We start from the raw sequence: 25,984 nt of genomic DNA, 5'->3' as shown, positions 1-25,984 counted from the left end.
TGTTGTAATAATCTAGGTTAAAAGTATTTAAATATATTTTTGTATTTAAATTAATCAAGGATAGAACTTGACAATTAACTTACAATAGTTTTACTAAAATAGAGTCATGAAAAAGTATTTTGAAGTCTTTAAATTTTATTGTACAAGGGGATAAGAGAATGAATAAGAAAATAAGAAAAGCTATAATACCAGCAGCAGGTCTTGGAACTAGATTTTTACCTGCAACAAAAGCTCAACCTAAGGAGATGCTTCCGATAGTGGATAAGCCAACTATACAATACATAATAGAAGAAGCTATAGCCTCAGGAATTGAAGAAATTCTTGTTATTACAGGAAGAAGTAAAAAATCAATTGAGGATCACTTTGACCGTAATATTGAACTTGAAATGGAGCTTGAAAAGTCAGGTAAGACTGAACTTTTAGATTTAGTTAGAGATATATCAGAAATGGTTGATATTCATTATATAAGACAAAAAGAACCAAAGGGACTTGGACATGCTATACATTGTGCAAAGACTTTCGTTGGGGATGAGCCATTTGCTATATTACTTGGAGATGACGTGGTTTATAATGATGAGAAACCATGTTTAAAGCAATTAATTGATTGTTATGATGAATATAGAACTAGTGTATTAGGTGTTCAAACTGTTCCAGAAGAGAATGTTTCTAAGTATGGAATTGTTAATGGAAAACATATTGAAGGTAGAGTTTACAAAGTAAAGGGATTAGTTGAAAAACCATCTCAAGAAGAAGCACCTTCAAATGTAGCTATATTAGGAAGATATATAGTAACACCTAGAATATTTGAAATATTAGAAAATACTAAGCCAGGTAAAGGTGGAGAAATTCAATTAACAGATGCCCTTTTAGAGCTTATGAGCGAAGAAGCTATGTATGCTTATGATTTTGAGGGTAGAAGATATGATGTTGGAGATAAACTAGGATTCTTAGAAGCTACTGTTGAGTATGCCTTAAGAAGATCAGATCTTAGAGATGGATTTGTTGATTACTTAAAAGGATTATCTACTAGCCAAGATATATTTGGAGAAAAAACAGTTACTAAAAAGGAAGAAGAGAAAGAAGAAGAAAAAGTTCTTGTTACTCAAGCGTAATTAAGAATAGGTTGTATCAAAAGTTCGAAATAATAAAATATAAATCTTTAATGAAAAAGCTCTGTGCATTTACAGAGCTTTTTTTATTAAAACTTAGATTTTTAACTATATAAATAATTTATAATATTTTAAATTTAAGCTTTATTTTAAAGCACAAATTAAGATTATAAAGAGAAAGATTAATAAAATGTAATAAGGGTTGACTATAATTTTAAATATATGGTTATAATTAACAGATGATATTTAAAATTTATTTATAGCAGTATGGAATATACTAAGATAGGAGAATTTATGGTTATTATTTCTCAAAATACATTTTTAATATGGGGTATTTTATTTTTTTGCTTCTTCAGAGTGGCAATTAAAATCAAAGGAATAATTAAAAAAGAACATATTTATAAAAGCATATATTCTAGTGAAGAATTTATGTTTGATTTATTTTGTATTTACATAATTGGCGTAATTTCAAGAGTTTATTTCCCACTAACTATTGCTTGGGGAAACCACATCGTTTATAGTCCACCAGAAATATGGCTTAGACCAATTTGGAGCATAAAGCAAATATATCTTGATGTAGGGCTTTCAGGTGTAATATATCAATTAACTGGCAATTTAATAGTACTAAGCCCAATGGCATTTTTCATTTGTTATTTTTATAGTATAGATGAAGAAAAATTAACCTTAGGAAAAAGGATAATAAAAAGGATAAATAAACTTTTAGAAAGCTTTGAAAGAAGAAATAAAGAGGGAATAAGAGAAAATTCTTATATACCATCAATAAAAACTATATTAAAAGTATGTTTTTTAATAGCCTTATTCATAGAAAGCTCTCAAGTGGTTTTATCTTTAGTTTTTCCTAATACAAAAAGATTCTTTGAAATTAATGATCTTATATGTAATACTTTAAGTGGAATTTGGGGATATTATATTTATAATTTATTTATTAATATAACAGTTAAATCAAGAAATATATGCAAGTTTTAAGTGAAAAGGATTATCTAAGTAGTAATGTTAACTTGAAGAAAAGCGTAAGTTAATATTTGAAAATAAAACCTCAACTAAAGAGTAAAAATTCTCTAAAAATAACTTGAAATAAAAAAAGTTTTTATTAAGGCATTGAGGTTATGACTAGCTTATAAGTAGTTTGAGTTAAGTTAAAATATATTCTTTGGAAAATAACCTTTGACTTCTTAAAGAATTAGGAATATACTTAGTACATGTCAACGAGACAATTTAATGACGCGGGATGGAGCAGCTGGTAGCTCGTCGGGCTCATAACCCGAAGGTCGTAGGTTCAAGTCCTGCTCCCGCAACCATAAAAAGTTCTACTTAAAAAAGTAGAACTTTTTTTATTGTTTTTATTTTAGATAAGAAAATGCATTTATATATTAAGTAGTAATATTAACTCTAAGAAAAGCCTAAGTTAATATTTGTAGATAAAACCTCAACTAAAGAGTAAAAATCCTCTGAAAATAACTTGAAATAAAAAAAGTTTTTATTAAGGTGTTGAGGCTATGACTAACTTATAAGTAGTTTAAGTTAAGTTTAAATATATTCTTTGGAAAATAACCTTTGACTTCTTAAAGAATTAGGAATATACTTAGTACATGTCAACGAGACAATTTAATGACGCGGGATGGAGCAGCTGGTAGCTCGTCGGGCTCATAACCCGAAGGTCGTAGGTTCAAGTCCTGCTCCCGCAACCATAAAAAGTTCTACTTAAAAAAGTAGAACTTTTTTTATTGTTTTTATTTTAGATAAGAAAATACTTTTATATATTTAATTTTAATGAAATTCTCTATATAATTCTATTGAAGGATAAAATTAGTATGTTGGTTTGATAAAGATATAAATAACTGTAAATACATATATCTAAAAATCAATATTCATCTAAAAAATAGTATAAATAGGGGGAAGAGTTAGTAAGGCTTTATTCAAGAAGCTTATATAGCTCTAAGTGGATTATGAGTATAAATTATAATGAGAATTTTAAAACCTTTCATTTAAAGACAAAGAATACAAGTTATGTTTTTAAAATCTTGGAAACAGGACATGTAAGTCACTTATATTGGGGAAGAAAGCTAAAGACCGATAACTTAGAATATTTTTTTAGAAAAAGATGTTTTGGAAGTTTTTTAGCCGATACAGATAATATAGAAGGCTTTCAATTGGAATTAGTTCCACAGGAGTGTCCAACTTTTGGAGCGACTGATTTAAGAAGTCCAGCCTTAGAGTTTCAATATGAAGATGGCACATCAGCTACTGATTTAAGATATAAGTCTCATAGAATTTACAATGGGAAACACAATCTTGCAGGATTACCAGCTGTATATATTGAAAATAAAGAAGAGGCTACATCACTAGAAATAACCCTAGTAGATTCTCTAAAAAATCTAGAAGTTATTTTAACATATAATGTTTTTAAAGATTTTGATGCTATTACAAGAAGTTTAAAGATAGTAAATAATAGTAATGAAAAAATAAATATAGAGAGAGTTTTAAGTGCTAATGTAGATTTTAAGGATGATCAATTTGATTTTATTCAACTTTCAGGGGCATGGGGAAGAGAAAGACATATTGTTAGAACACCTCTAAGAAGTGGAAGTCAAGCTGTTGAGAGTAGAAGAGGAGCAAGTAGTCATGCTCAAAATCCTTTCATGGCTTTATGTAGAAAAGAGGCTAATGAAGAGAATGGAGATGTTTATGGATTTAGCTTAGTCTATAGTGGAAATTTCTTAGCTAATTTGGAAGTTGATATGTATAGAAATGCAAGAGCTCAAATAGGAATAAATCCTTTTGATTTCAAATGGTTACTTGATTCTAAAGAGGAATTTCAAGCTCCAGAGGTTGTTTTAGTTTATTCTCCAAATGGTTTAAATGGAATGTCTCAAATTTACCATAAGCTTTATAGAGAAAGATTAGCGAGAGGAGAGTATAGAGATAAGGTAAGACCTATACTTATAAATAACTGGGAAGCTACTTATTTTGACTTTAATGAAGTGAAAATAAAGGAAATCGCCAAAGAGGCTTCAGAACTAGGAATGGAACTTTTTGTTCTTGATGATGGATGGTTTGGAAACAGAAATGATGATAGAAGTTCCTTAGGAGATTGGTTTGTTAATGAAGATAAATTAAAAGGTGGACTTGGTAAGTTAGCTAAGGATATAAATGATATGGGATTAGGATTTGGATTATGGTTTGAACCAGAGATGATTTCACCTATTAGTAAACTTTATGAGAATCATCCAGATTGGTGTATTCATATTCCAGGAAGGGCTAGATCTCAAGCAAGAAAACAGTTAATTCTAGATTTATCAAGAAAAGAAGTTTGTGATTATATAATAGAGTCTGTTAGTAATGTACTTGAAAGTGCTAATATATCTTATGTTAAGTGGGATATGAATAGAAATATGACTGAAGTCTGTTCTTTAGGTTTATCTCCAGATAGACAAAGAGAAACAGCTCATAGATACATCTTAGGGTTATATACAGTTATGGAAGAGATAACAAGTAGGTTCCCTAATATATTATTTGAGAGTTGCTCTGGTGGTGGAGGAAGATTTGATCCAGGAATACTTTATTATATGCCTCAAACTTGGACAAGTGATGATACTGATGCCATAGAAAGACTTAAAATACAGTTTGGAACATCTATGGTCTATCCACCAATTTCTATGAGTTGTCATGTTTCAGCCGTACCTAATCATCAATCTGGTAGAGTAACGCCTCTTGAAACTAGAGGAATTTCTGCTATGGCAGGTAATTTTGGATATGAGCTTGATATTACTAAGTTAAGCGAAGAAGAAAGAGAAGAGTTAAAAGAGCAAATAAGTCTTTATAAAGAAATTAGAGAAACTGTTCAATTTGGTACTCTTTATAGATTAAAAAGCCCTTTTAATAGCAATGAAGTAGCTTGGATGATAACTTCAGAGGACAAGAAAGAGATTGTAGTAAGTTATGTTAGACAATTAGCTCTTGTTAATGAGACATTTAAAAATTTAAAACTTACAGCATTAGATAAAGATTCAGAGTATGAAATTATAGGAGAAAATTTAACTCTTGGTGGAGATGAGCTTATGTATATAGGTTTAAATATTCCAGAACTTAATGGAGACTATGTTTCAAAACTTTGGAGATTAAAAAAAGTAGAAAAGTAATTTAATAAAAGAATGCATGATTACTTAAGTTTAGCTTGTAATCATGCATTTTATTTTTATCTCTATTTTAAACTTCTTTTGCTACCACCACTATTCTAGCATCATCAAATTCATATCCACAAGTAACTAGAGTTAATATCTTATTATCTGGTTTTAAATCCATATCTGCTCTTTTAAAGAGTGATTTATCGACTTGTTCTTTTAAATATGCTTCATAGGATGCTTCATTTGGGAAGTTTAATTTTATTTGAGATTCTAAATCCTTAGCATTACTTAAATAAACTGAGAAAATTTCAAAATTTAATTTCTTACCATCTCTATAAAGAGTTATATATTTATTTGTATTAAAGAAATTTTCATTCTTAAAATGCTTCATTTGGGCAAACATAGTATCATTTCTCATATTATGACCATAAATAACAATATTAGTATCATTATTTAAATCATTTTCTGAGTCAACAAATATTGAACCAGAAAAGCTCTTTTCTTTGTTAAAGTTACGGTGTAGATAAAAATTATTATCTTCTCCTTGAACTACTGGAAAATCTATGTTTGTTCCATCAACTTTTATCCAAAATTTATAGTCTGGATTTATATCTTTTAAGTTCTTTTCATTTTTAGCATCTTTCTCAGATTCTTCTGGGTCTGTATTAGTAGCAGAATCAGATAGAGGAGAAAGAGTTCTTAAGCTTTCATAATTATTTGAGTCAGTATAATATCCTAAGCGCCTTTGATATATTTGTAGAGCACAAAAGAAAATTATAACTATTAAAACTAAGCTTATAATTTTTTTACTTCTTCTTGAGTTTTTCATTATATTCACCTCTAAATAATAACTTGTTTTTTTATGGCTATGTTTTAGACGAGTGTTGATTTTTAGTCGGATTTATCTAAATTGTAGAAAGTCTTAAGGACCGTTTTAGTAAACTGAAATCTTAGAGTTTCTAGCTATTAGAAAATACAATACTATATTTTTATTAATATGGTATTACATTCTATCTAAAAAGCAACATTAGTTTAAAACAACCATTTTTATATAAATTTGTTTTGAAAGTTTATTAGTAATTAAACAATATAATCAAAAAGTATATATATGTATTAATTTAAAACAAAAAGTTAATTATATTTGTGCTTTAGTGGTTTTTACTATTCTAAAAAAACCACGATAGTTTCAATATTACACCAATTTATTTATGAATACAACAATAGATTTATATGTTTAAAAATTCACATTTACGTAATAAAAAATGTAATTCACGCCATATTTATTGAGGCAAATTATTTATGGTGTTATAAATAATTTGCAAGCTAGAAATTAAAAAGCTTAATAACTTATAAGGGTGAAAAGGAACAGTTTATGAAAAATGGTATAAAGATTTTCTATAATATTTTGTTTTATGGTTTTTTAGGCATACTTATAGCGTTTTTACTTTTAGGTTTTGTTGCTAAAAAAAGCAATTCTGGAGTTAGTATAGGCGGTTATAGAGTATATGATATTTTAACTGGAAGTATGAGTCCAACCATAAAGCCAGGAAGTTTAGTAGTTGTAAAAGAAACTTCACCAAATAATATAAAAGAAAATGATGTAATAACCTTTAAAAGTGATATTACTAATAATATAACAACTCATAGGGCTATAAAAATAATAAATAATAATGGAAATATTGAGTTTATTACTAAAGGTGATGCTAATAATACTCAAGATCCAATGCCTTTAGAAGGAAGTTTACTTGTTGGAAAAGTAATGTTTCAGATTCCTTATTTAGGTGGAATATTAAGAAGTATTCAAAATAATAAAGTGATATTTATAGGTAGTTTACTACTAATTATTCTCTTAGTTGGATTCATATCTAATAGATACACAAGGGGGAAAAAGTTAGTTTAGTTTTAATAAGAATAATATAAATAATTGTTGAATTTAGGAGGTAATTTGAATTGAGTAAGAAAAAAATTATAGGACTTTGCATAGCAGGTGTTTTAGCAGTCGGAAGTATAGGAGGATCTTTAGCATGGTTTACATCAAGTGATTCTGTAACAAACCCATTTGCAACAGCAAGTACTGATAATCCTAATGATCCAAATTCAGGTATAAAAATACATGAAAACTTCGATAGAACAAAAGCTGATAATACATTACCAGGGGATAATGTAACAAAACAAGTAAGTGTAACTAATACAGCTACATATGATCAATTAGTTAGAGCAAAAATAACAAAAGAGTGGAAAGATTCTAATGGAAATGTAGTAACTAGTATTTGGACTAAAGATGGACAAATAGTTCCTGCAAATACTGAAGGAGCTACAGAAGAAGCATTAAATACAGATTACATAGTTTTGAACTTTAAAAACGATGCTGATGGCAATAGATTAACTGATTCATCAAGTCCAGAACAAGGAAAATGGATACAAGAAACAGATGCTAACTTAGGAGCTGATGGTGGATATTATTACTATAATGGTGTCTTAGCACCAAACACTAATACTGGAAACTTACTAGAAAGTGTAACATTATCACCAAACACTCCAAATGAATATAAAGGATTAAAATTTGATGTAACTATTGATTCAGAAGCTGTACAAGCATCAAATGGAGCAGCAAAAGACTCATGGAAAACAGCACCAACTTCAATTGTAGATTTAGGCAATCAAGAAAATTCTAATAAATAGAAAATTTACAGTAATACAAGGGAGTGAAAAGGGTGAAGAATTTAAAAAAATCCTTTTTGTTAACCATAGTATTTTTGATTATAATGTGTAAACCAGGGGTTGCAAGTACATTTGCAACCCCTAATGTTGAATTAGAAGGAAATGCTAAAGGTATAGTTTTTATCAGTGGAGATGAACCATTTTTGTGGTCTGATAATGTTCTTCCAGGAGATAAATTAGAAAGAAATATTGTTCTTAGAAACAATTATGATAGTCCATATAAAATTTTTATGAAAGCTAGTAGGGTTACAAAGAAGGAAAAATATGATTTGTTAGAAAAGATGGATTTAAGAGTAACTTACGATGTAAGCAACATATACACTGGACCTGTAAGCGGAGAAAATGGATTAGAAGAAAATATATTTTTAGGAACTATAAATCCTGGAGAAAGTAAGACGCTTAATGCTGTAGCTAGTTTCCCAGGAAAGACTATGGGAAATGAGTACAAAAACAAAAAAGGTCAAGTAGATTGGATTTTCACAGCAGTTAGATTAGATGGAGGAAGAAGTAGAAATAAACCAAATGAATCAGATAATAACAGTACAGCTAAATATTCTAAAGATAATGATTATGCAAATAGTTATGAGACACAAAAAGTATCAAATAATAGCATTGAGGTGGCAAAGACATCATCTAGTAAAGCTTCTAACAACAATGAAGAGAAACACTCTATCCCATATACAGGGGATAGAGGATACATTAATTACTTTATAATAATTGTGATTTGTTTAGGAGCACTTTTAATTATAAATTCTAATTTTAAAAAAGATGCTAAATTTATAAATAAAAAGAGGAATGAACATGAAGATAATAAGAAAAACATATAAGATTCTAATTTGTGGAGTTATTATTATTAGTGTTTTTTCAGTTACAGTATTTGCAAAATATTTTACTTCTTTAGATCAAAAAATTAATAAGTTTGGAGTTGGAAGTATTGATGCTAAAATTGCAGAAAAGTTTGAAACTCCAGATTCCTTTAATGGAGAAAAAATAAATAAAAATGTTAAGGTAGAGAATACTGGTAAAAATGATGAACTTGTTAGAGTAAGTATAATACCAAGGTGGGTAGATGAAAATGGTAATCCATGGCCTGGAAATACAAATTTACTTACTTTAAATTTAGAAAATACAATAAACTTATCTGATTTAAATAATAATAATAATCTTTGGATATATGGAAATGATGGATATTATTATTATTCAAGTAAGCTCCCACATGCTACAGATAAGGAAATTTCAAAAGAGATAAGTGAAAAAATTACGCCAGAAGAAAGATACAATGATTCTTTACTTAAAAATAGTGATGGCACTTTAAAAGATAATTACACAAAAGAATTTTTAAGTTCTGTAAAACTAAACACAGAAAAAATGAGTAATGAGGAATTAGCTAGATATAAAGATAAGAAGCTAATTATTGATGTAAAAGTAGAAGCCATAGAACCAAGAAAAGAAGTAATAGATGAAAATTGGAATGGTATAGATTCTAAACTTAAATATTATTTAATGGGAATTTGTAATTAAAGAAGTAAGGTGAAGTAATATGAAAAGCATAAAAAAATTAATAGTAGCTTTAGTTGTTTTTACTTTAAGTATAAATTTCCCTTTAATAACGACTAAGGCAGAAGAAGCTCAAAATCAGCAAACTGTTAAAACAAGTTCAGGAGCTAAAATAGTAAAAACGGCAACTTCAGTAGGTAATGGCGAGTATGAAATAAACTTAAAAATGCTTGGAAATAGTTCGAAAATAGTAGATCCAGCAGATATAGTATTAGTTATGGATGTTTCTAATAGTATGGCGCCTAATATTAATGAGTTAGTAGATGGCATGAATACATTAGTAGAGAATACAGTGAAAAATTTAAAAGGAGCTAGAATATCAGTTGTATCTTTTGGAAGCAAGGCTAAAAAAGATATTGGGTTTGAAGAAAGAGAATACTATAATAATGATGAAGACTATATAAGAGCTATTGAAAAATCTTATGCTTATAATGGTTATAGCGATGATGATGACGATGAGGGAAGTAATTATTTTATGGGAAATACTAATATTCAGGCAGCTTGGATGTTAACAAATAGTATTCTTCAAGATGATGACAGAAAAGATGTTCCTAAGTATGTGGTATTTTTTACTGATGGAGTACCTAATAGGCTTGTAAAAAAGTATGATGATTATTGGAGTGTAATACAAAATACACTATATTATTATAAAAATGTATTTATGGAAAATAATACGTATGCTAAAACTTTTTCAATAGGGCTTTTAGATAACATAAGAAAAGATAGCGAAAAAGATAGAGCAGATTCTCTTTTAAAAGAAATGCAAAACTCTGGATATTATAAAATAGACAGTAGAGCAACTAATTATGATGAAGATGATGACGACGAACATAGTCATGATGATAATATTGATAATAGTAGTACTTTAAAGCAAATTTATGGAAGTATATCTAATAAGATAATAATGGATAATATGCTTGCTAAAAATTTAGTTGTTAAAGATGTAGTAAATCCAAATTTTGAAATTGTTGAAAATGCTTATGGTGAGGGAAAGACTTCTAAAGTTTTAAATTTAAAAACACAGGAAGAAAAGAATATTACTCCAAGTATTAATAATAATGAATTAACTTGGGATGTTGGAGATTTAGATACTTCAGGGTTAGAAATAAAATTTAGAATTAAACCTAAAGATGATTATTGGGGATCTAATGAGCCTATATTTACAAATGAAGAGGCTACTGTGGAATATTCTAATCCTATTACAGGAGCTGAGGAAAGTGGTACTTTTAATAAGCCAACGGTAAATATACCATATAAAGAGGGTAAAATAAATGTTAAAAAGAATATAATCGGATTAAAAGAAGAAACTAATGATAATTTTACTATATGTTTAGACGGAGGGGATAAGGGCAAGTATTATTTAAAGGTAGTTGGAAATGGACAAAACAATACCTTGGATGTTTATTTAAAAGATGAGAACACAGATATATCAAATAATAAGGATATGTCTAAAAATTACTTGTTAGCAGGTGAATATAAAGTAGAAGAAATAGATTCCTTAGGTTATGATATTGATAATATATCAATAAATGGGCAACAAGTTTCTATGGACAACCCAGTCTTCAATATTGATAAAGATAATAGAAATATAGATATATTAATATCAAATAACTCAACTAAAAAGAATGGCTTTTTTGATATTGATGAAATAGAAAATAAAATAGGTAGTTTTATGGGGATTAAATAAAGGCTTTAATAAAAAACCTTATGCTAAATCAAACTTAGCATAGGGTTTTTTGAATTTTTATCAATAAAATGCATTTTACGCTTTAAAGTTGACATTTTACGCATTTTAACTATGAAAAAAATTAAGAGAGAAGTAATATTTAATTGGTAATTATTAAAAAATTAAAGTGAAAATGATTTTTTAATATAAAAAAAGTATAAAGTGTTAATAAAGTATGTATTAAGTTAACAAAACAAGTTGAGTTTTTTAGAATTAATCATTATAATTTACATGAAATGTTAACTGGTGAGAGAAGGTAAAAACATGATAAACGTAGCAATATGTGATGATGAAAAGATTCAAAGAGAAATAATTAAAGATATGCTTTTAAAAATATGTAAAAAAAACAATTTGAATATAATAATTGATGAATTCAGTTCAGGAAAAGAACTGCTAGATAAATATAAAGTAAATACAAGAAAGTATAATATAATTTTATGTGATATTCTAATGGATGATTTAAATGGAATTGAGTTAATAAAGAAAATAAGAAAAATGAATACATCATTTCAAGCTATAATTATAACTGGAAGTGTTGAATATGTTTTTGAAGGTTATGATATTGGAGCCTTAAATTATTTAGTAAAACCAGTGTCTATAGAAAAATTAGAAAAAGAGTTTATTAGAGCCGTAAAAAATATTAATTCAACTATGCCATGGATGTATTCAGTTCATGTAAATGGCAAGAGAGTATTTATTAATATTTCAGAAGTTTTATATTTTGAGGTTAATAATAAAACAATCACAGCTAACTTGGAAAAAGAAAAAATAGATTTTAATATGAAAATAAAAGAATTAGAGAATGAAATAAAAGATAAGAATTTTATTAGATGTCATAGAAGTTATTTAGTTAATGCTAATAAGATAGAGGAATTTTTATTGAATAAACTAGTTCTTAAAAATAAAGTTGAAATACCTATAGGAAGAAGTTATAAAAGCGAGATAAAAAATTATTTGTTGAAAAAAGCTAATAATATATAGGTATAGGATTAATGAACTTATCTTATTTTATACATACAGCTTATATAATAAGTGTTTTTTCTATAGGTATTACTATGTTTTTTGAAACTAGAAAAAAAATTGGGAATAGTAAGAGTTTGCTTAGTGTTGTACTAATAACTATTGGAATAGTATTAGTACATTATCTTTTTGGAATAGAAAATAATTCATATCTTTCAGAGGCAGTAATTATATTTATAATCTTTGTATTTTATATGAAAAAAGAAAGAATAGGTAATTGCATATTAATTACTTCAGTTTATTGTTTAGGGATTTCCTTAAGTAAATACTTTCTTATTTATCTGTATTCAATAATGTTATTATATTTAAAAAATCCTAGAATAAAACTAGAAAATCTATATTTAAAGGCTAGTATAAGTATATTTTTAATGATTTTATTTTTAGTAATAATAGTTAGATTTTTTGCTAAAGGTAAAAAAATATATAGTAAAACATATATAAAAAAATATACTATTACTATAATAATTTTAGGTCTTATAATTATTTTTTCAGATAGATTTTTTAATGAAATAGATTTTGAGAATGATATTGTTTATTATGCATCACTTGCAGCTATTAGTATATCTATTGAATTAGGATTTGTTTATTTTAGTCTTTATAAAAAGTCTAAAGAATACAAAATGAGAGTTCAATTAGAAGTTCTTGAAAAACAATTAGATTATCAAAAAAAATATTATGAACAGGTTATAACGAATTATGATGATACAAGAAAGACTTTTCATGACATAAAAAACCATGTTAATGTAATAAGTTATTTATTAAAAAATAAGGACTATGATAGCATGGAAGAGTATCTCAATAACTTAAATAATAAAATTATATATAGTGATATTAATATTTGTTCAAATAAAATAATAAATGCAATTTGTTTAGAAAAGTTAAATAGATGCAAAGAAGAAAATATAAATATTGAGTTTGATATTAATATAAATAAAGAATTAAATATAAATGCTTTAGATGTATGTATTATTTTTGGAAATTTAATAGATAATGCGATAGAAGCTTGTGAAACTAATGATTCACAAAAAGATATTAAAGTAATTGTAAAGACAGAGTTTAATCAATTAAGTTTAAAAATCATTAATTCAAAAGAGAAGAGTTTGATAAGGGTTGGCGATAAAATTTTAACTAGTAAAGAGGATAAAAAAAATCACGGTATAGGATTAGAAAATGTTAAACAATCTGTTGCAAAAAACAATGGCAAGATAGAGTTTAATGATTTAAAAGATTTCTTTGAGGTAACTTTATATGTAATGTGTTAGAGAAAAAATGAGTAATTAAAAAAGAAAGTATATAATTAAATGGATTAATTTTCAAAATATACTATAAAAAACTCCATTTTTTAGATAAAATATAAAATATATAACAAATTATCTCACAAATAAAAATATGGAGGAAAACTATGAAGAAAGAAAGAAGAGTCAAAAATCCTAAAAAGACTTCTTCTAATAGAAGTAAATCTAAAGCTTTAGATATTTCAATAATAGTTTTAATAATAGCTTTAGTATTAGTTATAGGTATAGGAACCATAAAGGATAAGAAAATTTTAGCTAAAAATATGGAAAGTTACAGTACAGATTCAACTAATCAGCCTGTAAATAATGAAAAAAAACCTTCATCATCAAATCCTTATGAAAAAATAAAAAATGGTGAAGAAGTTAACATATTAGTTTTAGGTAATGGAATAGGTCTTAGTGAAGGCAAAACAGATGAAAGTGGTAATTGGACAAGTAACCTTTCTAAATGGTTAGAAGAAACATATAAATCAAAGGCTAATATAACAAATTTATCACAAGATAAAGCTACAGTAAAAACTGGATTAGAAGCATTAGAACAAAACAAAGATAATTTTGATTTAGCTTATATAATATTTGGTCAAAATGATCAAAAAGCAGTTAATCCTAAAGAATTTAAAGAAGATTACGAAAAAATAATAGAGAATTTAAAAGGTAGAAATGAAAATATTGTTATAGTTCCTATAATAGAAAATTCTATTAGAAAGAAAAATGAATATACAAATATAATTGAAGAGCTTGGAAAAGCTAATAATTTAACTGTTATAGATATGGCAACAGTATTTACAAAGGACCCAGCACCTTACGCTAAGTTAACAACAAAGGGTGGAATATATCCAAATAATTTAGGATACAGTGTATATTTTTCTAATATAAAAAGTTCAATAGAAGCTAATGTATCAGCTTTAAATTAGTATAGAGATTTCTAAGTTAGACTTTGTTTTAAGTAGTCATTATTTTTAAGCTTATAATAAGAAGTAATAGTTTTAAAGTGAAATACTATCACTTGTGAATCTGGAACTTCTTTGGCAATATTTCTACTAGAACAAGTTTATTTAAACTAACTTCGTTGTATTAAGGATTAGTGTTTATAAATAAAGAAAATTTAGTTTGTTGGAAATATTAAATATCACATTCATAGCATAGTAGTACTAAGATTTGATTTAATTTCAAATTAGAAATTTATGCATTGAATGTGATATTTTCTTTGGCTATGTTTTAGACAAGTATTGATTTTTAGATAGAACTGTAAGACCATCTTAATGAGCAATACTTTGCGAAATTAAGTAGGTCCGAAGGAATAGCTAAAAATCAACACACACCTAAAACAGGACCTAATTTTTATATTAAGGCCTATTTTATTTGAGTATAGCCATGTGAAAGCATATAGTTTGAAATTTGTTCTCCATGTTCTTGTTCTTCTTTTTGTATATGATTTAGAACTTTTCTTATTTTTGTATCTAAACATTCAAATATGGTTGAGTTATAGCTTGAAGATATATATTTTTCTGTACTTAGAGCATCTTGACATAATGTACAATCTTCATTGAAATTTTCATTAGGGGTTATTTCAGTTGCTGTTTCCATACCAAAATTTGAGTTCATTTGATTTTGGTACATATTAAATTGACTATTATTAAATCCACTATTAGAAGAGGATTGAGAACCGCCTTGATTAGAATTTTGCTGTGATTGAGCCTCCTTTTCTATATCGGGAACATCACCATTAAGTATTCTTTTTAAGCTTGTTAGGTGTTGCTTTTCATGCTCTAAAATTGAAGAAAAAAGTTGTTTAAGTTCAGGGTCTTTAGCTTCTTTTATGCCTTTTTCGTACTTTGCTATACAAAGCTCTTCGTTAGCTTTTTCTTCGTTAATAAGCATAGATTCCTTAGTAGTTAAATTTGACATATCTTTTCACCTCGTTGAATAATCTTTGTTTTATTTTAGTATTGAACTAAAATAAATAAATATACTTATAAAATTGACTTCAAAGAGTATAGAGTGATAATATACTTAGGTGAATTTATTATATATATTGGTTTTTTTAGGATTTATTTTTACATTTGGGGGATTACTAACATATATTAAATTTCATATAGAAGGTTGGTGAATTTTATTAGGAATTTATTAAGTGAGAATAGAATTATTCTCAATGCTAAAGTTTTAAATAAAGAAGAGGCAGTAAGATTAGCTGCAAAACCTCTTTTAGAAGAGGGATATATTTCAGAAGAATATGTAGAAGGGATTTTAGTGGAGCTAGAGGATATTGGACCATATATGGCTATTATGCCAGGTGTGGTTATTGCTCATTCAAGACCGAGGGAATATGTGAAAAAAGAATGTGCCAGTATGATGACATTAAGTGAGCCAGTTAAATTTGGGCATGAGACAAATGATCCTATAGAGATAATATTCGTAATTGCTGCCAAAGAAAATAATGGTCATTTAGATGCTCTTCAGGATTTAGCTAGAGTATTAATAAATGAAGAATCTGTAAATAAGATTAAAAATGCTGAAAGAGCAGAAGAAGTAATGGAACTTTTTCTTTAAATTTATTAAGTCAAAATATTATCTTATATTGATATTTTTTTAGGGCGTAATTATTCCTTGGGAAATAATTATTAAAATCTTTTTAGTATTTAATAAAGGGGGAGAAACTTATGAAGATTATAACTGTTTGTGGATTTGGTGTTGGAACAAGCTTGCTTCTAAAAATGACAGTTGATGGTGTATTGAGTGAAGAAGGAATAGAAGGCGAAGTTGAAGCAATGGACATGACTAGTGTATGTGGAAGCTCCGCAGATATTATTTTAACATCAAAAGAAATAGGGGAACAAATAAAAGATCAAGTTCATGGAAAGTTGATTTATATATCTAATTTTATGGATACTGAAGAAGTTAAGGGGAAAATACTTCAGTTTAAAGAAAATATATAATTTACAGTCCCTATTTTAGGTTAATATTGATTTTTAGCTAGACTTTTAGATATAGTTTGCTAAAAAGCAAGTTAGTTTAAGACAGAGCTAATTTATGTTAAAGGTTGTGCTTTTATAAAATTTTATAAATATTAGTGAAAAGGAATTATTAAAATGAAAGAAATATTAGATTTTTGTGTAAGTTTTTTTAGAAATCCAGCTTTATTTATGGGACTGGTAGCTGCTATTGGATTAATACTTCAAAGAAAATCAATAGATGCAGTTTTAAAAGGTATGTTTAAAAGCATAATTGGAATGGTAATTTTAATTAAAGGAGTAGATATAGTAGTAGCATCAATAACTCCTTTAGCTAATGCTTTTTCAAGTCTTTTTAATACTCAAAGTAATAGTAGTCTAGGTGATTTCAATGTGTTCCTAGGGGAATATGGAAGTTATGTTGGATTAATACTTCTTTGTGGATTTATAATCAATATATTAATAGCTAGATATACTAAATTCAAAACTATATATTTAACAGGAAATATATTATTTTGGTATCCTATGCTTTTCTGGGCTGTTGGAATTGAAAATAATATAGGTGGATTTAAATTATTTTTATTTACTTTATTTATGTATATCTTAGTTATAACAATATTCCCATACATATTAAGAAAGCATGTTCCTTATGTAACAGGTAATGAAAGTTTTACTATTGGACATACTGCCTCAATATATTGTTTATTAGGTTCTTACATTGGAAAACTTGTTGGACAAAAGGACAAGAATATAGAGAAATTAAATATTCCTAAATCTTTAAGTTTCTTTAGAGATACAAACATAACAGCTGCTATAGTTATGTTTATTATGTATATACTTGTTGGATTATTCATAGGAAAAGAGAGTAGAGGAACTATTTATGGAAGTGAGCCATTACTTACTTATGCTTTAATTCAAGGGATAACATTTGCTGCAGGTATGATAATACTTTTAACTGGAGTAAGAATGATTTTAGGAGAGATAATACCATCTTTTAAAGGAATAGCTGATAAATTGGCTAAAGGAGCTATACCAGCTTTGGATATTCCAATGATATTCCCATATGGACCAAATGCATTATTAATTGGATTTATAATATCACTTATAACAAGTATAGGAACTATATTTTTACTTGGAGCATCTGGTATATTAACTTTTGCTCTTATTCCATTAGTAGTAGCTTGTTACTTTGATGTGGCTCCGGGAGCTATTTTTGCAAATGCAAGGGGGGGATGGCCAGCTGTTATAATAACGAGTGCCTTAGGAGGAATAATTCTAATGTTGCTAGCTGCTATTTCTTTAAATATAGTAAGTGGAACTGTAGGAAACTTTATTCAAACTTATGGAGGAAATGAGTTTTCAATCTGGGTAATAATAAGTGACTTAGTAGGAAAACTTTTTAGCTTATAAAAATAAACTTTGTATTATAGGTTAAGTATATTTATATATAATAAAAGAAGAGTTGTAAATGTAATTTATATTCATTTGCAACTTTTTTTATATAAAGGCTATTGCTATTTTAAAGTAGAATATATAAATTAAAAAAATAAGCATAAATACTAAAAGAAAAATAAAAAAATATTATATTTATGAGATGAGGTTTTTATATAAATTTAAGGAGAAGAAAGAATAAAGGAAGTATATTTATTATATTTAGGTTAATTATCATGAAAAGGTTTATAATAGGAAGAAAAAATGTGATATTATAAGAACTGTGAAAACTAGGACAAGTTTTCTTATTTGTATTTTATATTTAAATAAGGATGGTGAAAATTATGGAGAATTTAAAAGGAGTAGTATTTTTTGATGTAGATGGTACATTAATTGATTGTAGCAAAGGACTATACAAACCATCAAATAAGACTAAAGAGGCAATAAAAAAGTTAAAAGAGAACGGATATTTAACTATGCTTGCAACAGGCCGTCCAATGAGCTTTGTTGATGAAGGGTTAAAAGAGTTAGAATTAGATGGATATATAGCATCTAATGGAACATACATAGAATTAAATAATGAAGTTGTACTTAATAATGATATAGAATTAGAGAAATTAAAAGAAATCATGGATTATTGTGTTGAACATGATATTAACTTTATTTTAGAAGGACAAAAAGCCAGCTATGTTTTAAATAAAGATGTAGTGAAACATATAGTAGAAACATTCTCACTTCCAGAAGAGAGTTTTAAGGCTGATTGGACAGAAGAAGAGCTTTCTGCAAACAAGCTTGTTATAATCGATAATGAAAAAGAGGATTTCAAGGATATTTTTGAAAGATTTAAGGATGAGTATGTATTTATGCAACATCCAGGTCAAATATCTTATGATATGTATAGAGTAGGGTGTACAAAGGCTCATGGAATAGAACACTTAATAAATGAATTAGGATTAACAGATAAGGATACATATGCTTTTGGTGATGGGGAAAATGATATAGAAATGTTCCAAAGAGTTAAATATGGAATAGCTATGGGTGATGCTCATGAAACATTATTACCACATGCATATAAGCAAACAGAAAATGTACCTAATGAAGGTATCTATAAAGCTCTTATAGAATTAGGTCTAATATAGGATTAAAAATAGCTATATTTCTAAGTTATTATTGATTTTAGGTTATTAATTTAAAACTAATTAAATTAAGCAAAAGCTCAAATTTTTAATTTGCTAGCTTGAGCTTACTAATGGAATTTAGTTAGACTGTATCTTAAATAAAGAATAGAATATACTTATAAAAATAGCATTAAATTTTAGTTTGAATTAATAATTAACTAAAATATTCACATAGTTATTACAAAAAGTAAAAGAGAATGTATAAAAAGTAACTTAGAACTTTAATACATCCTCTTTTATTAGCTATTTAATAAATGTTACTACATCATCAAACTTTTGTCTTGCTTTTGGTCTTGGTTCTTCTTTTCTATAGCCAAAGGCAACAGTAATACCAATCTCAAACTCATCTTTATCTAATACACCTTCCTTAATAAGTATATCTTCTAAAGTTTTCTTATCATAGCCACCTATAGCACATGAATCTATTTTAAGAAGTGATGCTGTATACATCATATTCATAAGAGCTAAGTGACTTTGAGTATTTGAATACATTAATATTAAATCATCTCTATTTTCTATATCAAATCTTGAAATTTCAAGTTCTTTTAAGGTGTTTTTTATTTGATTTGATATTTCTTCAGGAACTTTTCTTATATCCTTTAGTAAATGATCTATATATTCTGAATCATACTTAATAGAGTTGCCATTTCTAGTAAGAATAACGACAAATTTGCTACAAGTAGGTATTTGCCTTCTTCCTCCCCATGAAGCTTCTCCTAATTTATCTTTATATTGTTGATTGTCTATAACAACAAATTTCCATGGTTCAAGTCCCATTGAACTTGGTGCAAGTCTTCCGGACTCAAGTATTAATTTAAAATCCTCATCATTTATTTCTTTTGTATCATCAAAAATTTTACAAGCATGTCTAAACTCTAAGGCTTCAATAATTTCTTTCTTCATTAAAAACACTCCTTATACTATTATAATTTTTTTTAATATACTTTTATTAAATATTATTATAAAAATTAAGAGATATTATGAATTTAGAGTTTTTTGTTTGGTAAAATAAGTTGATGGATTTATAATGAATTAAAAAAGAATAGCTTTTTAATTCATTATTATATTCTTTTTATTTAAAAGGCTATATTTTAAACTAGTTTTGATTTTTAGATAGAACTGTAAGACTATCTAAAAATCAACATTCACCTAAAACAGAGTCTTATTTAAAGATATAAGACTAAAATACAGGACCTGTATATTCAGTTTTTTCTAATTTATCAAAGTCATAAGTTTTTAATGCCTCTAAAGAATCTATGTAAGAAGTTAAACTATCACTTATCATTAAGTTAACTGGTTTTCCAGTTAGGTTTACTACTATAACTGGCTTACCCATTGCATATGCATATCCACATTCCCAGGCTGTTCCACTATCTGAATAGTTTCCATTGCTTATTATAGAAACCATAACATCAGCGTTTTTAATTCCACTTAAATCAGCATGAAAAGTTTCAGTTCTCCATTCCTTTGAACCAAATTCAAGATCGCTTTTAAGCTCGAAAGGGGCAAAGACATCAAATCCTCTATCTTCCCTTAATATTTTAAGAACTCCATGCATTCTTTCAAGTTCAGCATCATTAAAAAATGGACTAGCTAAATAAACTTTTTTCATTTGTTTTCCTCCAATTAATTCATATAGTAATAATATTATAATAGCTAAATATTCTTTTGTCATTTTATAAGAGATTAAGAGAGAAAAAAGAAATAATACAGTATTAAACGCTGTGTCTTATAGTCAGTATGAATATATTGATTATTTTAATAAAATGAATATTCTTAGAGTATTAACATATATAAAATTAAAAATGATAAAGCACATACATTTTATGTATGTGCTTTATTGTAGTTATTCTATTTTAGAAAAAATACAATTAAGTTCTTTTGCTAAATCTTTTACTTTAGCTAATTCGCATGGTGAAAGTGAAGAAATTTTTTCCCTAAGATGTTTTTTAGTTTTCTCTCTTTGCTTTATACAAAAGTTATGTCCTTTTTCTGTTACCCTAACCCTAATAATTCTTCTATCATTAGGGTCAGTAAATCTTTCAACTAAATTTTCTTGAATAAGTTTATCTATAATTGGAGTCATATTTGATTTTGATATAGATAAATGCTTTGCTATTTCAGAAACGGAAGCCTCTCCACCACAATGTAAATGAAATACAACCTTGGCATGTGATGGTGGAATAGACAGTCTTTTAACAATATCGTCATGACTAAATACTTTTCTATTTAAACATAATAACAATGTATAAAGCTCTTCGGAAGCTCCATTCAAAATTTCTACGGTACTCATTTTTACCTCCTATCATTAAGTTGATAAAATTAATTTGATGTATAATATAATAAGTGGATAATTTAAAAAAATCATTATATAGTAGCAAACACCTTATATTATAACTATATATACATATTATACACTAAAAATAGTTATTGACATAGAATAGTTATAAAAATATAATTAATATTAAAATATAACTAATAAGAGATCAATTAAAAATATACAAAGAAAAGAGGGAAATACATGTCAAAGCTAATTAAATACTTAAAACCATTTACGGCATCAATTTTAGCTGTTATAGTACTTCTTTTTGCTCAGGCAATGTTTGATTTATCTTTACCAGATTACATGTCAAACATCGTTAACGTAGGAATTCAGCAAGGTGGTATAGAAAATGCTGTTCCTAAAGTGATTAGTCAATCAGAATTTGATAAGCTAACACTATTTATTAGCAAAGATGAGAAGAAAAAAGTAGAAAGTAATTATATATTGTTAGATAAAAACACTCTATCTCAAAGTGATTATGATAAATATATTAAAGATTATCCAGCTTTAGAGAATGAGGCAATTTATAAGCTTAACACAAAAGATAAAGATGTTATAAATGAATTAAATCCTATTATGGGAAAAGCAATAATTATTGTAGGTGGAATTGAAGAAAAAGGCTTACAAGGATTAATGGAAAACTCAGGTCAAACAGGTGCTTCAGAAAATGCTCCAGCTAATATGGAGGCAAAGGCACCAACAGGTAATCAAATGAAAGGATTACCTGCAAATACAGATCCATTCTTTATGATAAAAAATATGCCAGAGGCTCAAAAGAATGATATGCTAAAGCAAATTAATGATAAGTTTGCAGATATGCCAGAGAGTATGATTACTCAAACAGCTGCATCTTTTATTAAAACTCAATATACTGATTTAGGTATGAGTGTAGAAAATATACAAAGCCAATATATACTAAGAACTGGAGGAATAATGGTTCTTTTAGCCTTAGGAAGTATGGTTGCTGCAGTAGCAGTAACATTAATAGCTTCAAGAGTTGCTGCTGGCTTTGGAAAAAATCTTCGTGGTATGGTTTTTGGAAAAGTTGTTAGATTCTCAAATGCAGAATTTGATAAGTTTTCTACAGCATCACTTATAACACGTAGTACAAATGATATTCAACAGATACAAACTCTTATGGTTATGCTTCTAAGAATAGTTTTCTATGCACCTATTTTAGGTCTAGGAGGTATTTTCAGAGTTGTAAAAACTGATACTGGAATGTCATGGATAATTGCCGTAGCACTAGCTGCTATACTTTCATTAGTAATAGTTATGTTTGGACTAGCTATTCCAAAATTCAAGTTAGTTCAAAAACTTGTTGATAAACTTAACTTAGTAGCTCGTGAGTCACTTACAGGTATGCTAGTAATTCGTGCTTTCAATACAGAAAAGTATCAAGAAGATAAGTTCGATGGAGTAAACAAAGATCTCACTAAAACAAACCTTTTTGTTAATAGAATAATGGGTGGAATGATGCCACTTATGATGCTTATAATGAACCTTATAACTGTTCTTATAGTTTGGGTTGGAGCTCACAATGTAAATGATGGTGTTATGCAAGTCGGAGATATGATGGCATTTATCCAATACACAATGCAAATCATCATGGCATTCTTAATGATATCTATGGTATCAGTAATGCTTCCAAGAGCATCAGTTTCAGGTCAACGTATAGCTGAGGTTTTAGATACTGATGAAAGTATAAAAGATCCTGAAAAGAAAGGTGAATTTGATGAAAGTAAAAGAGGATATGTTGAATTTAAAGATGTTTCATTCAAGTATCCAGGTGCAGAGGAATATATTTTAAAAGATATTTCATTCACTGCGAAACCAGGTAAAACAACTGCTTTCATTGGAGGAACTGGTAGTGGTAAGTCTACTTTAGTTAACTTAATACCACGTTTCTACGATGTTACAGAAGGAGAAATCTTAGTTGATGGAACAGATATAAGAAATGTTTCACAACATGATTTAAGAGATAAAATAGGATATGTTCCTCAAAAAGGAGTATTATTCTCAGGTACTATTGAAAGTAACTTAAAATATGGTGATGAGGATGCTCTTTTAGAAGATTTAGAAGAAGCAGCAAATATTGCTCAAGCTTCTGAGTTCATAAATACTAAAGCTTTAAAATATGCAGAAGAGATTTCACAAGGTGGTACCAACGTATCTGGTGGACAAAAACAGAGACTTTCTATTGCAAGAGCTTTAGTTAAAAAACCTGATGTATATATATTTGATGATAGTTTCTCAGCTCTTGACTTTAAGACAGATGCTGCTGTTAGAAAATCTCTTAATGAGAAAACATCACATAGTACTATGCTTATAGTTGCACAAAGAATAAGTACAATTATGGGAGCTGATCAAATAATCGTACTTGATGAGGGTAAGATTGTTGGTAAAGGAACTCATAAAGAACTTCTAGAAAATTGTGAGGTTTATAAGCAAATAGCTTTATCTCAACTTTCAAAGGAGGAGCTAGGTAATGAGTAAAGAAAGAAAAGGCGGAATGGGCGGTCCAATAGGTAGAATGGGCGGCGGTCCAAGAGCTGTTGAAAAAGCAAAAGATTTTAAAGGAACAATGAAAAAGCTTGGGGTTTACTTAAAGCCTTATAGTTTATCTATAGCTATAGTAATATTATTTGCTATAGGAAGTGCTGCCTTCTCAATAGTTGGACCTAAAGTTTTAGGTAAGGCAACTACAAAAATATTTGAAGGAATAATGGAAAAAATAACTGGTGTTCCAAATGCTTCTATAGATTTTGGATACATTGGTAATATAGCTATTATTTTAGTAGCTTTATACTTAATCAGTGCCTTATTTGGATTTATACAATCCTTCATAATGGCAGGTGTTGCTCAAAAGGTTTCTTATAATTTAAGAAAACAAATTTCAGAAAAGATGGATACTTTACCTCTTAAGTATTTTGATACAAGAACAAATGGTGAAGTATTATCAAGAATAACAAATGATGTTGATACTGTGAGCCAAACTTTAAACCAAAGTTTATCACAGATAATAACTTCAGTAGTTACTTTAATTGGTGTATTAATTATGATGTTCTCAATAAGTTGGATTATGACTTTAGCAACATTCATAATACTACCAATTTCAATGATTCTTATATCATTAGTTGTTAAGAAATCTCAAAAATACTTTAAATCTCAACAAGAATATTTAGGACATCTTAATGGCCAAGTAGAAGAGGTTTATGGTGGTCACAATATAATGAAGGCTTTCAATAGAGAAGAGGTTTCAGCTAATGAATTTAATGAATTAAATGATACTTTATATAAATCAGCTTGGAAATCACAATTTTTATCAGGTATGATGATGCCAATCATGTCTTTTGTAGGAAACTTAGGATATGTTTTAGTTTCAATACTTGGTGGATGGTTAACAGTTAAAAGTATTATAACAGTTGGGGATATACAAGCGTTTATACAATATGTACGTTCATTTAACCAACCAATATCTCAGATGGCTCAGGTTGCTAATATAATGCAATCAACAGCAGCTGCAGCTGAGAGAGTATTTGAATTCTTAGATGAAGAAAACGAAGTTAAGGATCCAGAAACTTCAGTAGATACTTCAGAGATAAAAGGTGAAGTTGATTTTGAGGATGTTCACTTTGGATATAATCCAGATAAAATAATCATAAATGACTTCTCAGTAGATGTTAAACCAGGTCAAAAGGTTGCTATAGTTGGACCTACAGGAGCAGGTAAGACAACAATAGTTAAATTATTAATGAGATTCTACGATATAAATAGTGGAAGCATTAAAATTGATGGCATTGATATAAGAGACTTCAAACGTAATGATTTACGTAGTTTATTTGGTATGGTTCTTCAAGATACTTGGTTATTTAACGGAACAATAATGGAAAACTTACGTTATGGAAGATTAGATGCAACTGATGCAGAGGTTAAAGAAGCGGCTAAGGCTGCCCATGTTGACCATTTCGTAAAAACTTTACCAGATGGATATAATATGGTTTTAAATGAGGAAGCAAGTAATATATCTCAAGGACAAAAACAACTTTTAACAATTGCTAGAGCTTTCTTAAAAGATCCTAAATTATTAATACTTGATGAGGCTACAAGTTCAGTTGATACTCGTACAGAACTTTTAATCCAAAAGGCTATGGAGAAGCTTATGGAAGGAAGAACAAGCTTTATTATAGCTCATAGACTTTCTACTATACGTGATGCAGACTTAATTCTTGTTATGAAAGATGGGGATATAGTTGAGCAAGGAAACCATGAAGAGCTTCTAAAGAAAGGTGGATTCTACTCATCACTTTATAATAGCCAATTTGAACAAAGCAGTGCTTCATAATAAAGAAATAAAATTTAAATAAGATTTTAATTATAGCTGATAGGGCTTGGAGATGGAATACTTTCTCTGCCTATATCAGCTATATTTTTTTATTTAATAGAGAGTCTATTATTAATAATTTTACTTTTTTAAAGATTAGTGAAGAAATTGGTATGATATAATTGTAATTAGTTGAAATAGATA

At 27.7% G+C, this 25,984-nt stretch carries 22 protein-coding genes and 2 tRNA genes; 19 read left to right on the top strand and 5 right to left on the bottom strand.

What is annotated here, in order from left to right:
• The first annotated feature begins 158 nt into the window (after positions 1-158).
• The 5 genes from galU to OIF33_RS11560 all read left to right on the top strand — a co-directional run bounded on the left by galU (position 159) and on the right by OIF33_RS11560 (position 5,269).
• The gene (gene galU, locus OIF33_RS11580; protein WP_322504415.1) at positions 159-1,112 is read left to right on the top strand and encodes a UTP--glucose-1-phosphate uridylyltransferase GalU; all 954 of its coding nucleotides are present in this window, start codon (positions 159-161) and stop codon (positions 1,110-1,112) included.
• Positions 1,113-1,403: 291 nt separating this feature from the next.
• Positions 1,404-2,096: a VanZ family protein gene (locus OIF33_RS11575; protein ID WP_322504414.1), complete on the top strand. Its 693-nt coding sequence runs from the start codon at positions 1,404-1,406 to the stop codon at positions 2,094-2,096.
• 256 nt (positions 2,097-2,352) lie between these two features.
• Positions 2,353-2,428: transfer RNA gene (locus tag OIF33_RS11570), tRNA-Met, on the top strand.
• Positions 2,429-2,742: 314 nt separating this feature from the next.
• A tRNA-Met gene (locus OIF33_RS11565) sits at positions 2,743-2,818 on the top strand.
• A 258-nt stretch (positions 2,819-3,076) separates the two neighbouring features.
• Entirely contained in the window at positions 3,077-5,269 is a 2,193-nt protein-coding gene (locus OIF33_RS11560) for an alpha-galactosidase (protein WP_322504413.1), read from the top strand.
• 67 nt (positions 5,270-5,336) lie between these two features.
• Here the strand turns inward: OIF33_RS11560 and srtB are convergent, their stop codons facing one another.
• Positions 5,337-6,083 carry a class B sortase gene (srtB, locus tag OIF33_RS11555; protein ID WP_322504412.1) on the bottom strand — a complete coding sequence of 249 codons (747 nt, stop codon included), beginning with the start codon at positions 6,081-6,083 and terminating at the stop codon, positions 5,337-5,339.
• A 543-nt stretch (positions 6,084-6,626) separates the two neighbouring features.
• Here srtB and OIF33_RS11550 point away from each other — a divergent pair.
• The 8 genes from OIF33_RS11550 to OIF33_RS11515 all read left to right on the top strand — a co-directional run bounded on the left by OIF33_RS11550 (position 6,627) and on the right by OIF33_RS11515 (position 14,487).
• Positions 6,627-7,154 carry a signal peptidase I gene (locus OIF33_RS11550; RefSeq protein ID WP_322504411.1) on the top strand — a complete coding sequence of 176 codons (528 nt, stop codon included), beginning with the start codon at positions 6,627-6,629 and terminating at the stop codon, positions 7,152-7,154.
• 50 nt (positions 7,155-7,204) lie between these two features.
• Entirely contained in the window at positions 7,205-7,936 is a 732-nt protein-coding gene (locus tag OIF33_RS11545) for a BsaA family SipW-dependent biofilm matrix protein (protein ID WP_322504410.1), read from the top strand.
• A 32-nt stretch (positions 7,937-7,968) separates the two neighbouring features.
• The gene (locus OIF33_RS11540) at positions 7,969-8,802 is read left to right on the top strand and encodes an LPXTG cell wall anchor domain-containing protein (protein ID WP_322504409.1); all 834 of its coding nucleotides are present in this window, start codon (positions 7,969-7,971) and stop codon (positions 8,800-8,802) included.
• Positions 8,777-9,496: a hypothetical protein gene (locus OIF33_RS11535; protein ID WP_322504408.1), complete on the top strand. Its 720-nt coding sequence runs from the start codon at positions 8,777-8,779 to the stop codon at positions 9,494-9,496. The genes OIF33_RS11540 and OIF33_RS11535 overlap by 26 nt, the downstream gene beginning before the upstream one ends.
• A gap of 19 nt (positions 9,497-9,515) precedes the next feature.
• Positions 9,516-11,219 carry a vWA domain-containing protein gene (locus tag OIF33_RS11530; protein WP_322504407.1) on the top strand — a complete coding sequence of 568 codons (1,704 nt, stop codon included), beginning with the start codon at positions 9,516-9,518 and terminating at the stop codon, positions 11,217-11,219.
• Positions 11,220-11,522: 303 nt separating this feature from the next.
• Positions 11,523-12,239: a LytTR family DNA-binding domain-containing protein gene (locus OIF33_RS11525; protein ID WP_322504406.1), complete on the top strand. Its 717-nt coding sequence runs from the start codon at positions 11,523-11,525 to the stop codon at positions 12,237-12,239.
• Positions 12,240-12,250: 11 nt separating this feature from the next.
• The gene (locus tag OIF33_RS11520; protein WP_322504405.1) at positions 12,251-13,540 is read left to right on the top strand and encodes a sensor histidine kinase; all 1,290 of its coding nucleotides are present in this window, start codon (positions 12,251-12,253) and stop codon (positions 13,538-13,540) included.
• Between the two features lie 140 nt (positions 13,541-13,680).
• On the top strand, positions 13,681-14,487 hold the full coding sequence (locus OIF33_RS11515) for an SGNH/GDSL hydrolase family protein (RefSeq protein WP_322504404.1): 807 nt from the start codon (positions 13,681-13,683) through the stop codon (positions 14,485-14,487).
• 439 nt (positions 14,488-14,926) lie between these two features.
• Here OIF33_RS11515 and OIF33_RS11510 read toward each other — a convergent pair whose 3' ends face one another.
• On the bottom strand, positions 14,927-15,481 hold the full coding sequence (locus tag OIF33_RS11510) for a spore coat protein (protein ID WP_322504403.1): 555 nt from the start codon (positions 15,479-15,481) through the stop codon (positions 14,927-14,929).
• A gap of 198 nt (positions 15,482-15,679) precedes the next feature.
• Between OIF33_RS11510 and OIF33_RS11505 the strand changes: the two genes are divergently transcribed.
• The 4 genes from OIF33_RS11505 to OIF33_RS11490 all read left to right on the top strand — a co-directional run bounded on the left by OIF33_RS11505 (position 15,680) and on the right by OIF33_RS11490 (position 19,094).
• Positions 15,680-16,123 (top strand): PTS sugar transporter subunit IIA, encoded by a 444-nt coding sequence (locus OIF33_RS11505; RefSeq protein WP_322504697.1) that lies wholly within the window; start codon positions 15,680-15,682, stop codon positions 16,121-16,123.
• Between the two features lie 110 nt (positions 16,124-16,233).
• Positions 16,234-16,509, top strand: coding sequence for a PTS sugar transporter subunit IIB (locus OIF33_RS11500; RefSeq protein WP_322504402.1), 276 nt, complete (start codon positions 16,234-16,236; stop codon positions 16,507-16,509).
• Between the two features lie 153 nt (positions 16,510-16,662).
• Complete coding sequence (locus OIF33_RS11495; RefSeq protein ID WP_322504401.1) at positions 16,663-17,934, top strand: PTS ascorbate transporter subunit IIC; 1,272 nt, start codon at positions 16,663-16,665, stop codon at positions 17,932-17,934.
• Between the two features lie 365 nt (positions 17,935-18,299).
• Positions 18,300-19,094 carry an HAD family hydrolase gene (locus tag OIF33_RS11490; RefSeq protein ID WP_322504400.1) on the top strand — a complete coding sequence of 265 codons (795 nt, stop codon included), beginning with the start codon at positions 18,300-18,302 and terminating at the stop codon, positions 19,092-19,094.
• Between the two features lie 282 nt (positions 19,095-19,376).
• Here OIF33_RS11490 and OIF33_RS11485 read toward each other — a convergent pair whose 3' ends face one another.
• From OIF33_RS11485 to OIF33_RS11475, 3 genes are all read right to left on the bottom strand, one after another.
• Positions 19,377-20,036 carry an NAD(P)H-dependent oxidoreductase gene (locus OIF33_RS11485; protein ID WP_322504399.1) on the bottom strand — a complete coding sequence of 220 codons (660 nt, stop codon included), beginning with the start codon at positions 20,034-20,036 and terminating at the stop codon, positions 19,377-19,379.
• Between the two features lie 277 nt (positions 20,037-20,313).
• Positions 20,314-20,745: a nucleoside 2-deoxyribosyltransferase gene (locus tag OIF33_RS11480; RefSeq protein WP_322504398.1), complete on the bottom strand. Its 432-nt coding sequence runs from the start codon at positions 20,743-20,745 to the stop codon at positions 20,314-20,316.
• Positions 20,746-20,979: 234 nt separating this feature from the next.
• Positions 20,980-21,426: a MarR family transcriptional regulator gene (locus OIF33_RS11475; RefSeq protein WP_322504397.1), complete on the bottom strand. Its 447-nt coding sequence runs from the start codon at positions 21,424-21,426 to the stop codon at positions 20,980-20,982.
• Positions 21,427-21,654: 228 nt separating this feature from the next.
• Here OIF33_RS11475 and OIF33_RS11470 point away from each other — a divergent pair, with 228 nt between their 5' ends.
• Together OIF33_RS11470 and OIF33_RS11465 are read left to right on the top strand one after the other, a co-directional pair.
• A complete protein-coding gene (locus tag OIF33_RS11470) occupies positions 21,655-23,952 on the top strand; it encodes an ABC transporter ATP-binding protein (RefSeq protein WP_322504396.1) in 2,298 nt (765 codons plus the stop codon).
• Entirely contained in the window at positions 23,945-25,801 is a 1,857-nt protein-coding gene (locus tag OIF33_RS11465; protein ID WP_322504395.1) for an ABC transporter ATP-binding protein, read from the top strand. Before OIF33_RS11470 ends, OIF33_RS11465 begins: the two co-directional genes overlap by 8 nt.
• The last annotated feature ends 183 nt before the right edge of the window (positions 25,802-25,984 follow it).

The sequence above is a fragment of the Clostridium sp. LIBA-8841 genome, assembly GCF_034439435.1.
In the GTDB taxonomy this organism is placed as follows: Bacteria; Bacillota; Clostridia; order Clostridiales; family Clostridiaceae; genus Sarcina.
Note: the sequence above shows the minus strand (reverse complement) of the source record. Positions and strands in the feature narration are given on the sequence as shown.

What these genes read in the sequence shown, in the direction of transcription:
- OIF33_RS11550 (WP_322504411.1), top strand. Translation starts at nt 6,627, where the DNA reads ATGAAAAATGGTATAAAGATTTTCTATAATATTTTGTTTTATGGTTTT.
- srtB (WP_322504412.1), bottom strand. Translation starts at nt 6,083, where the DNA reads ATGAAAAACTCAAGAAGAAGTAAAAAAATTATAAGCTTAGTTTTAATA.
- OIF33_RS11525 (WP_322504406.1), top strand. Translation starts at nt 11,523, where the DNA reads ATGATAAACGTAGCAATATGTGATGATGAAAAGATTCAAAGAGAAATA.
- OIF33_RS11475 (WP_322504397.1), bottom strand. Translation starts at nt 21,426, where the DNA reads ATGAGTACCGTAGAAATTTTGAATGGAGCTTCCGAAGAGCTTTATACA.
- OIF33_RS11465 (WP_322504395.1), top strand. Translation starts at nt 23,945, where the DNA reads ATGAGTAAAGAAAGAAAAGGCGGAATGGGCGGTCCAATAGGTAGAATG.
- OIF33_RS11535 (WP_322504408.1), top strand. Translation starts at nt 8,777, where the DNA reads ATGAAGATAATAAGAAAAACATATAAGATTCTAATTTGTGGAGTTATT.
- OIF33_RS11500 (WP_322504402.1), top strand. Translation starts at nt 16,234, where the DNA reads ATGAAGATTATAACTGTTTGTGGATTTGGTGTTGGAACAAGCTTGCTT.
- OIF33_RS11515 (WP_322504404.1), top strand. Translation starts at nt 13,681, where the DNA reads ATGAAGAAAGAAAGAAGAGTCAAAAATCCTAAAAAGACTTCTTCTAAT.
- OIF33_RS11495 (WP_322504401.1), top strand. Translation starts at nt 16,663, where the DNA reads ATGAAAGAAATATTAGATTTTTGTGTAAGTTTTTTTAGAAATCCAGCT.
- OIF33_RS11470 (WP_322504396.1), top strand. Translation starts at nt 21,655, where the DNA reads ATGTCAAAGCTAATTAAATACTTAAAACCATTTACGGCATCAATTTTA.
- OIF33_RS11560 (WP_322504413.1), top strand. Translation starts at nt 3,077, where the DNA reads ATGAGTATAAATTATAATGAGAATTTTAAAACCTTTCATTTAAAGACA.
- OIF33_RS11520 (WP_322504405.1), top strand. Translation starts at nt 12,251, where the DNA reads ATGAACTTATCTTATTTTATACATACAGCTTATATAATAAGTGTTTTT.
- OIF33_RS11485 (WP_322504399.1), bottom strand. Translation starts at nt 20,036, where the DNA reads ATGAAGAAAGAAATTATTGAAGCCTTAGAGTTTAGACATGCTTGTAAA.
- OIF33_RS11510 (WP_322504403.1), bottom strand. Translation starts at nt 15,481, where the DNA reads ATGTCAAATTTAACTACTAAGGAATCTATGCTTATTAACGAAGAAAAA.
- OIF33_RS11575 (WP_322504414.1), top strand. Translation starts at nt 1,404, where the DNA reads ATGGTTATTATTTCTCAAAATACATTTTTAATATGGGGTATTTTATTT.
- galU (WP_322504415.1), top strand. Translation starts at nt 159, where the DNA reads ATGAATAAGAAAATAAGAAAAGCTATAATACCAGCAGCAGGTCTTGGA.
- OIF33_RS11480 (WP_322504398.1), bottom strand. Translation starts at nt 20,745, where the DNA reads ATGAAAAAAGTTTATTTAGCTAGTCCATTTTTTAATGATGCTGAACTT.
- OIF33_RS11490 (WP_322504400.1), top strand. Translation starts at nt 18,300, where the DNA reads ATGGAGAATTTAAAAGGAGTAGTATTTTTTGATGTAGATGGTACATTA.
- OIF33_RS11530 (WP_322504407.1), top strand. Translation starts at nt 9,516, where the DNA reads ATGAAAAGCATAAAAAAATTAATAGTAGCTTTAGTTGTTTTTACTTTA.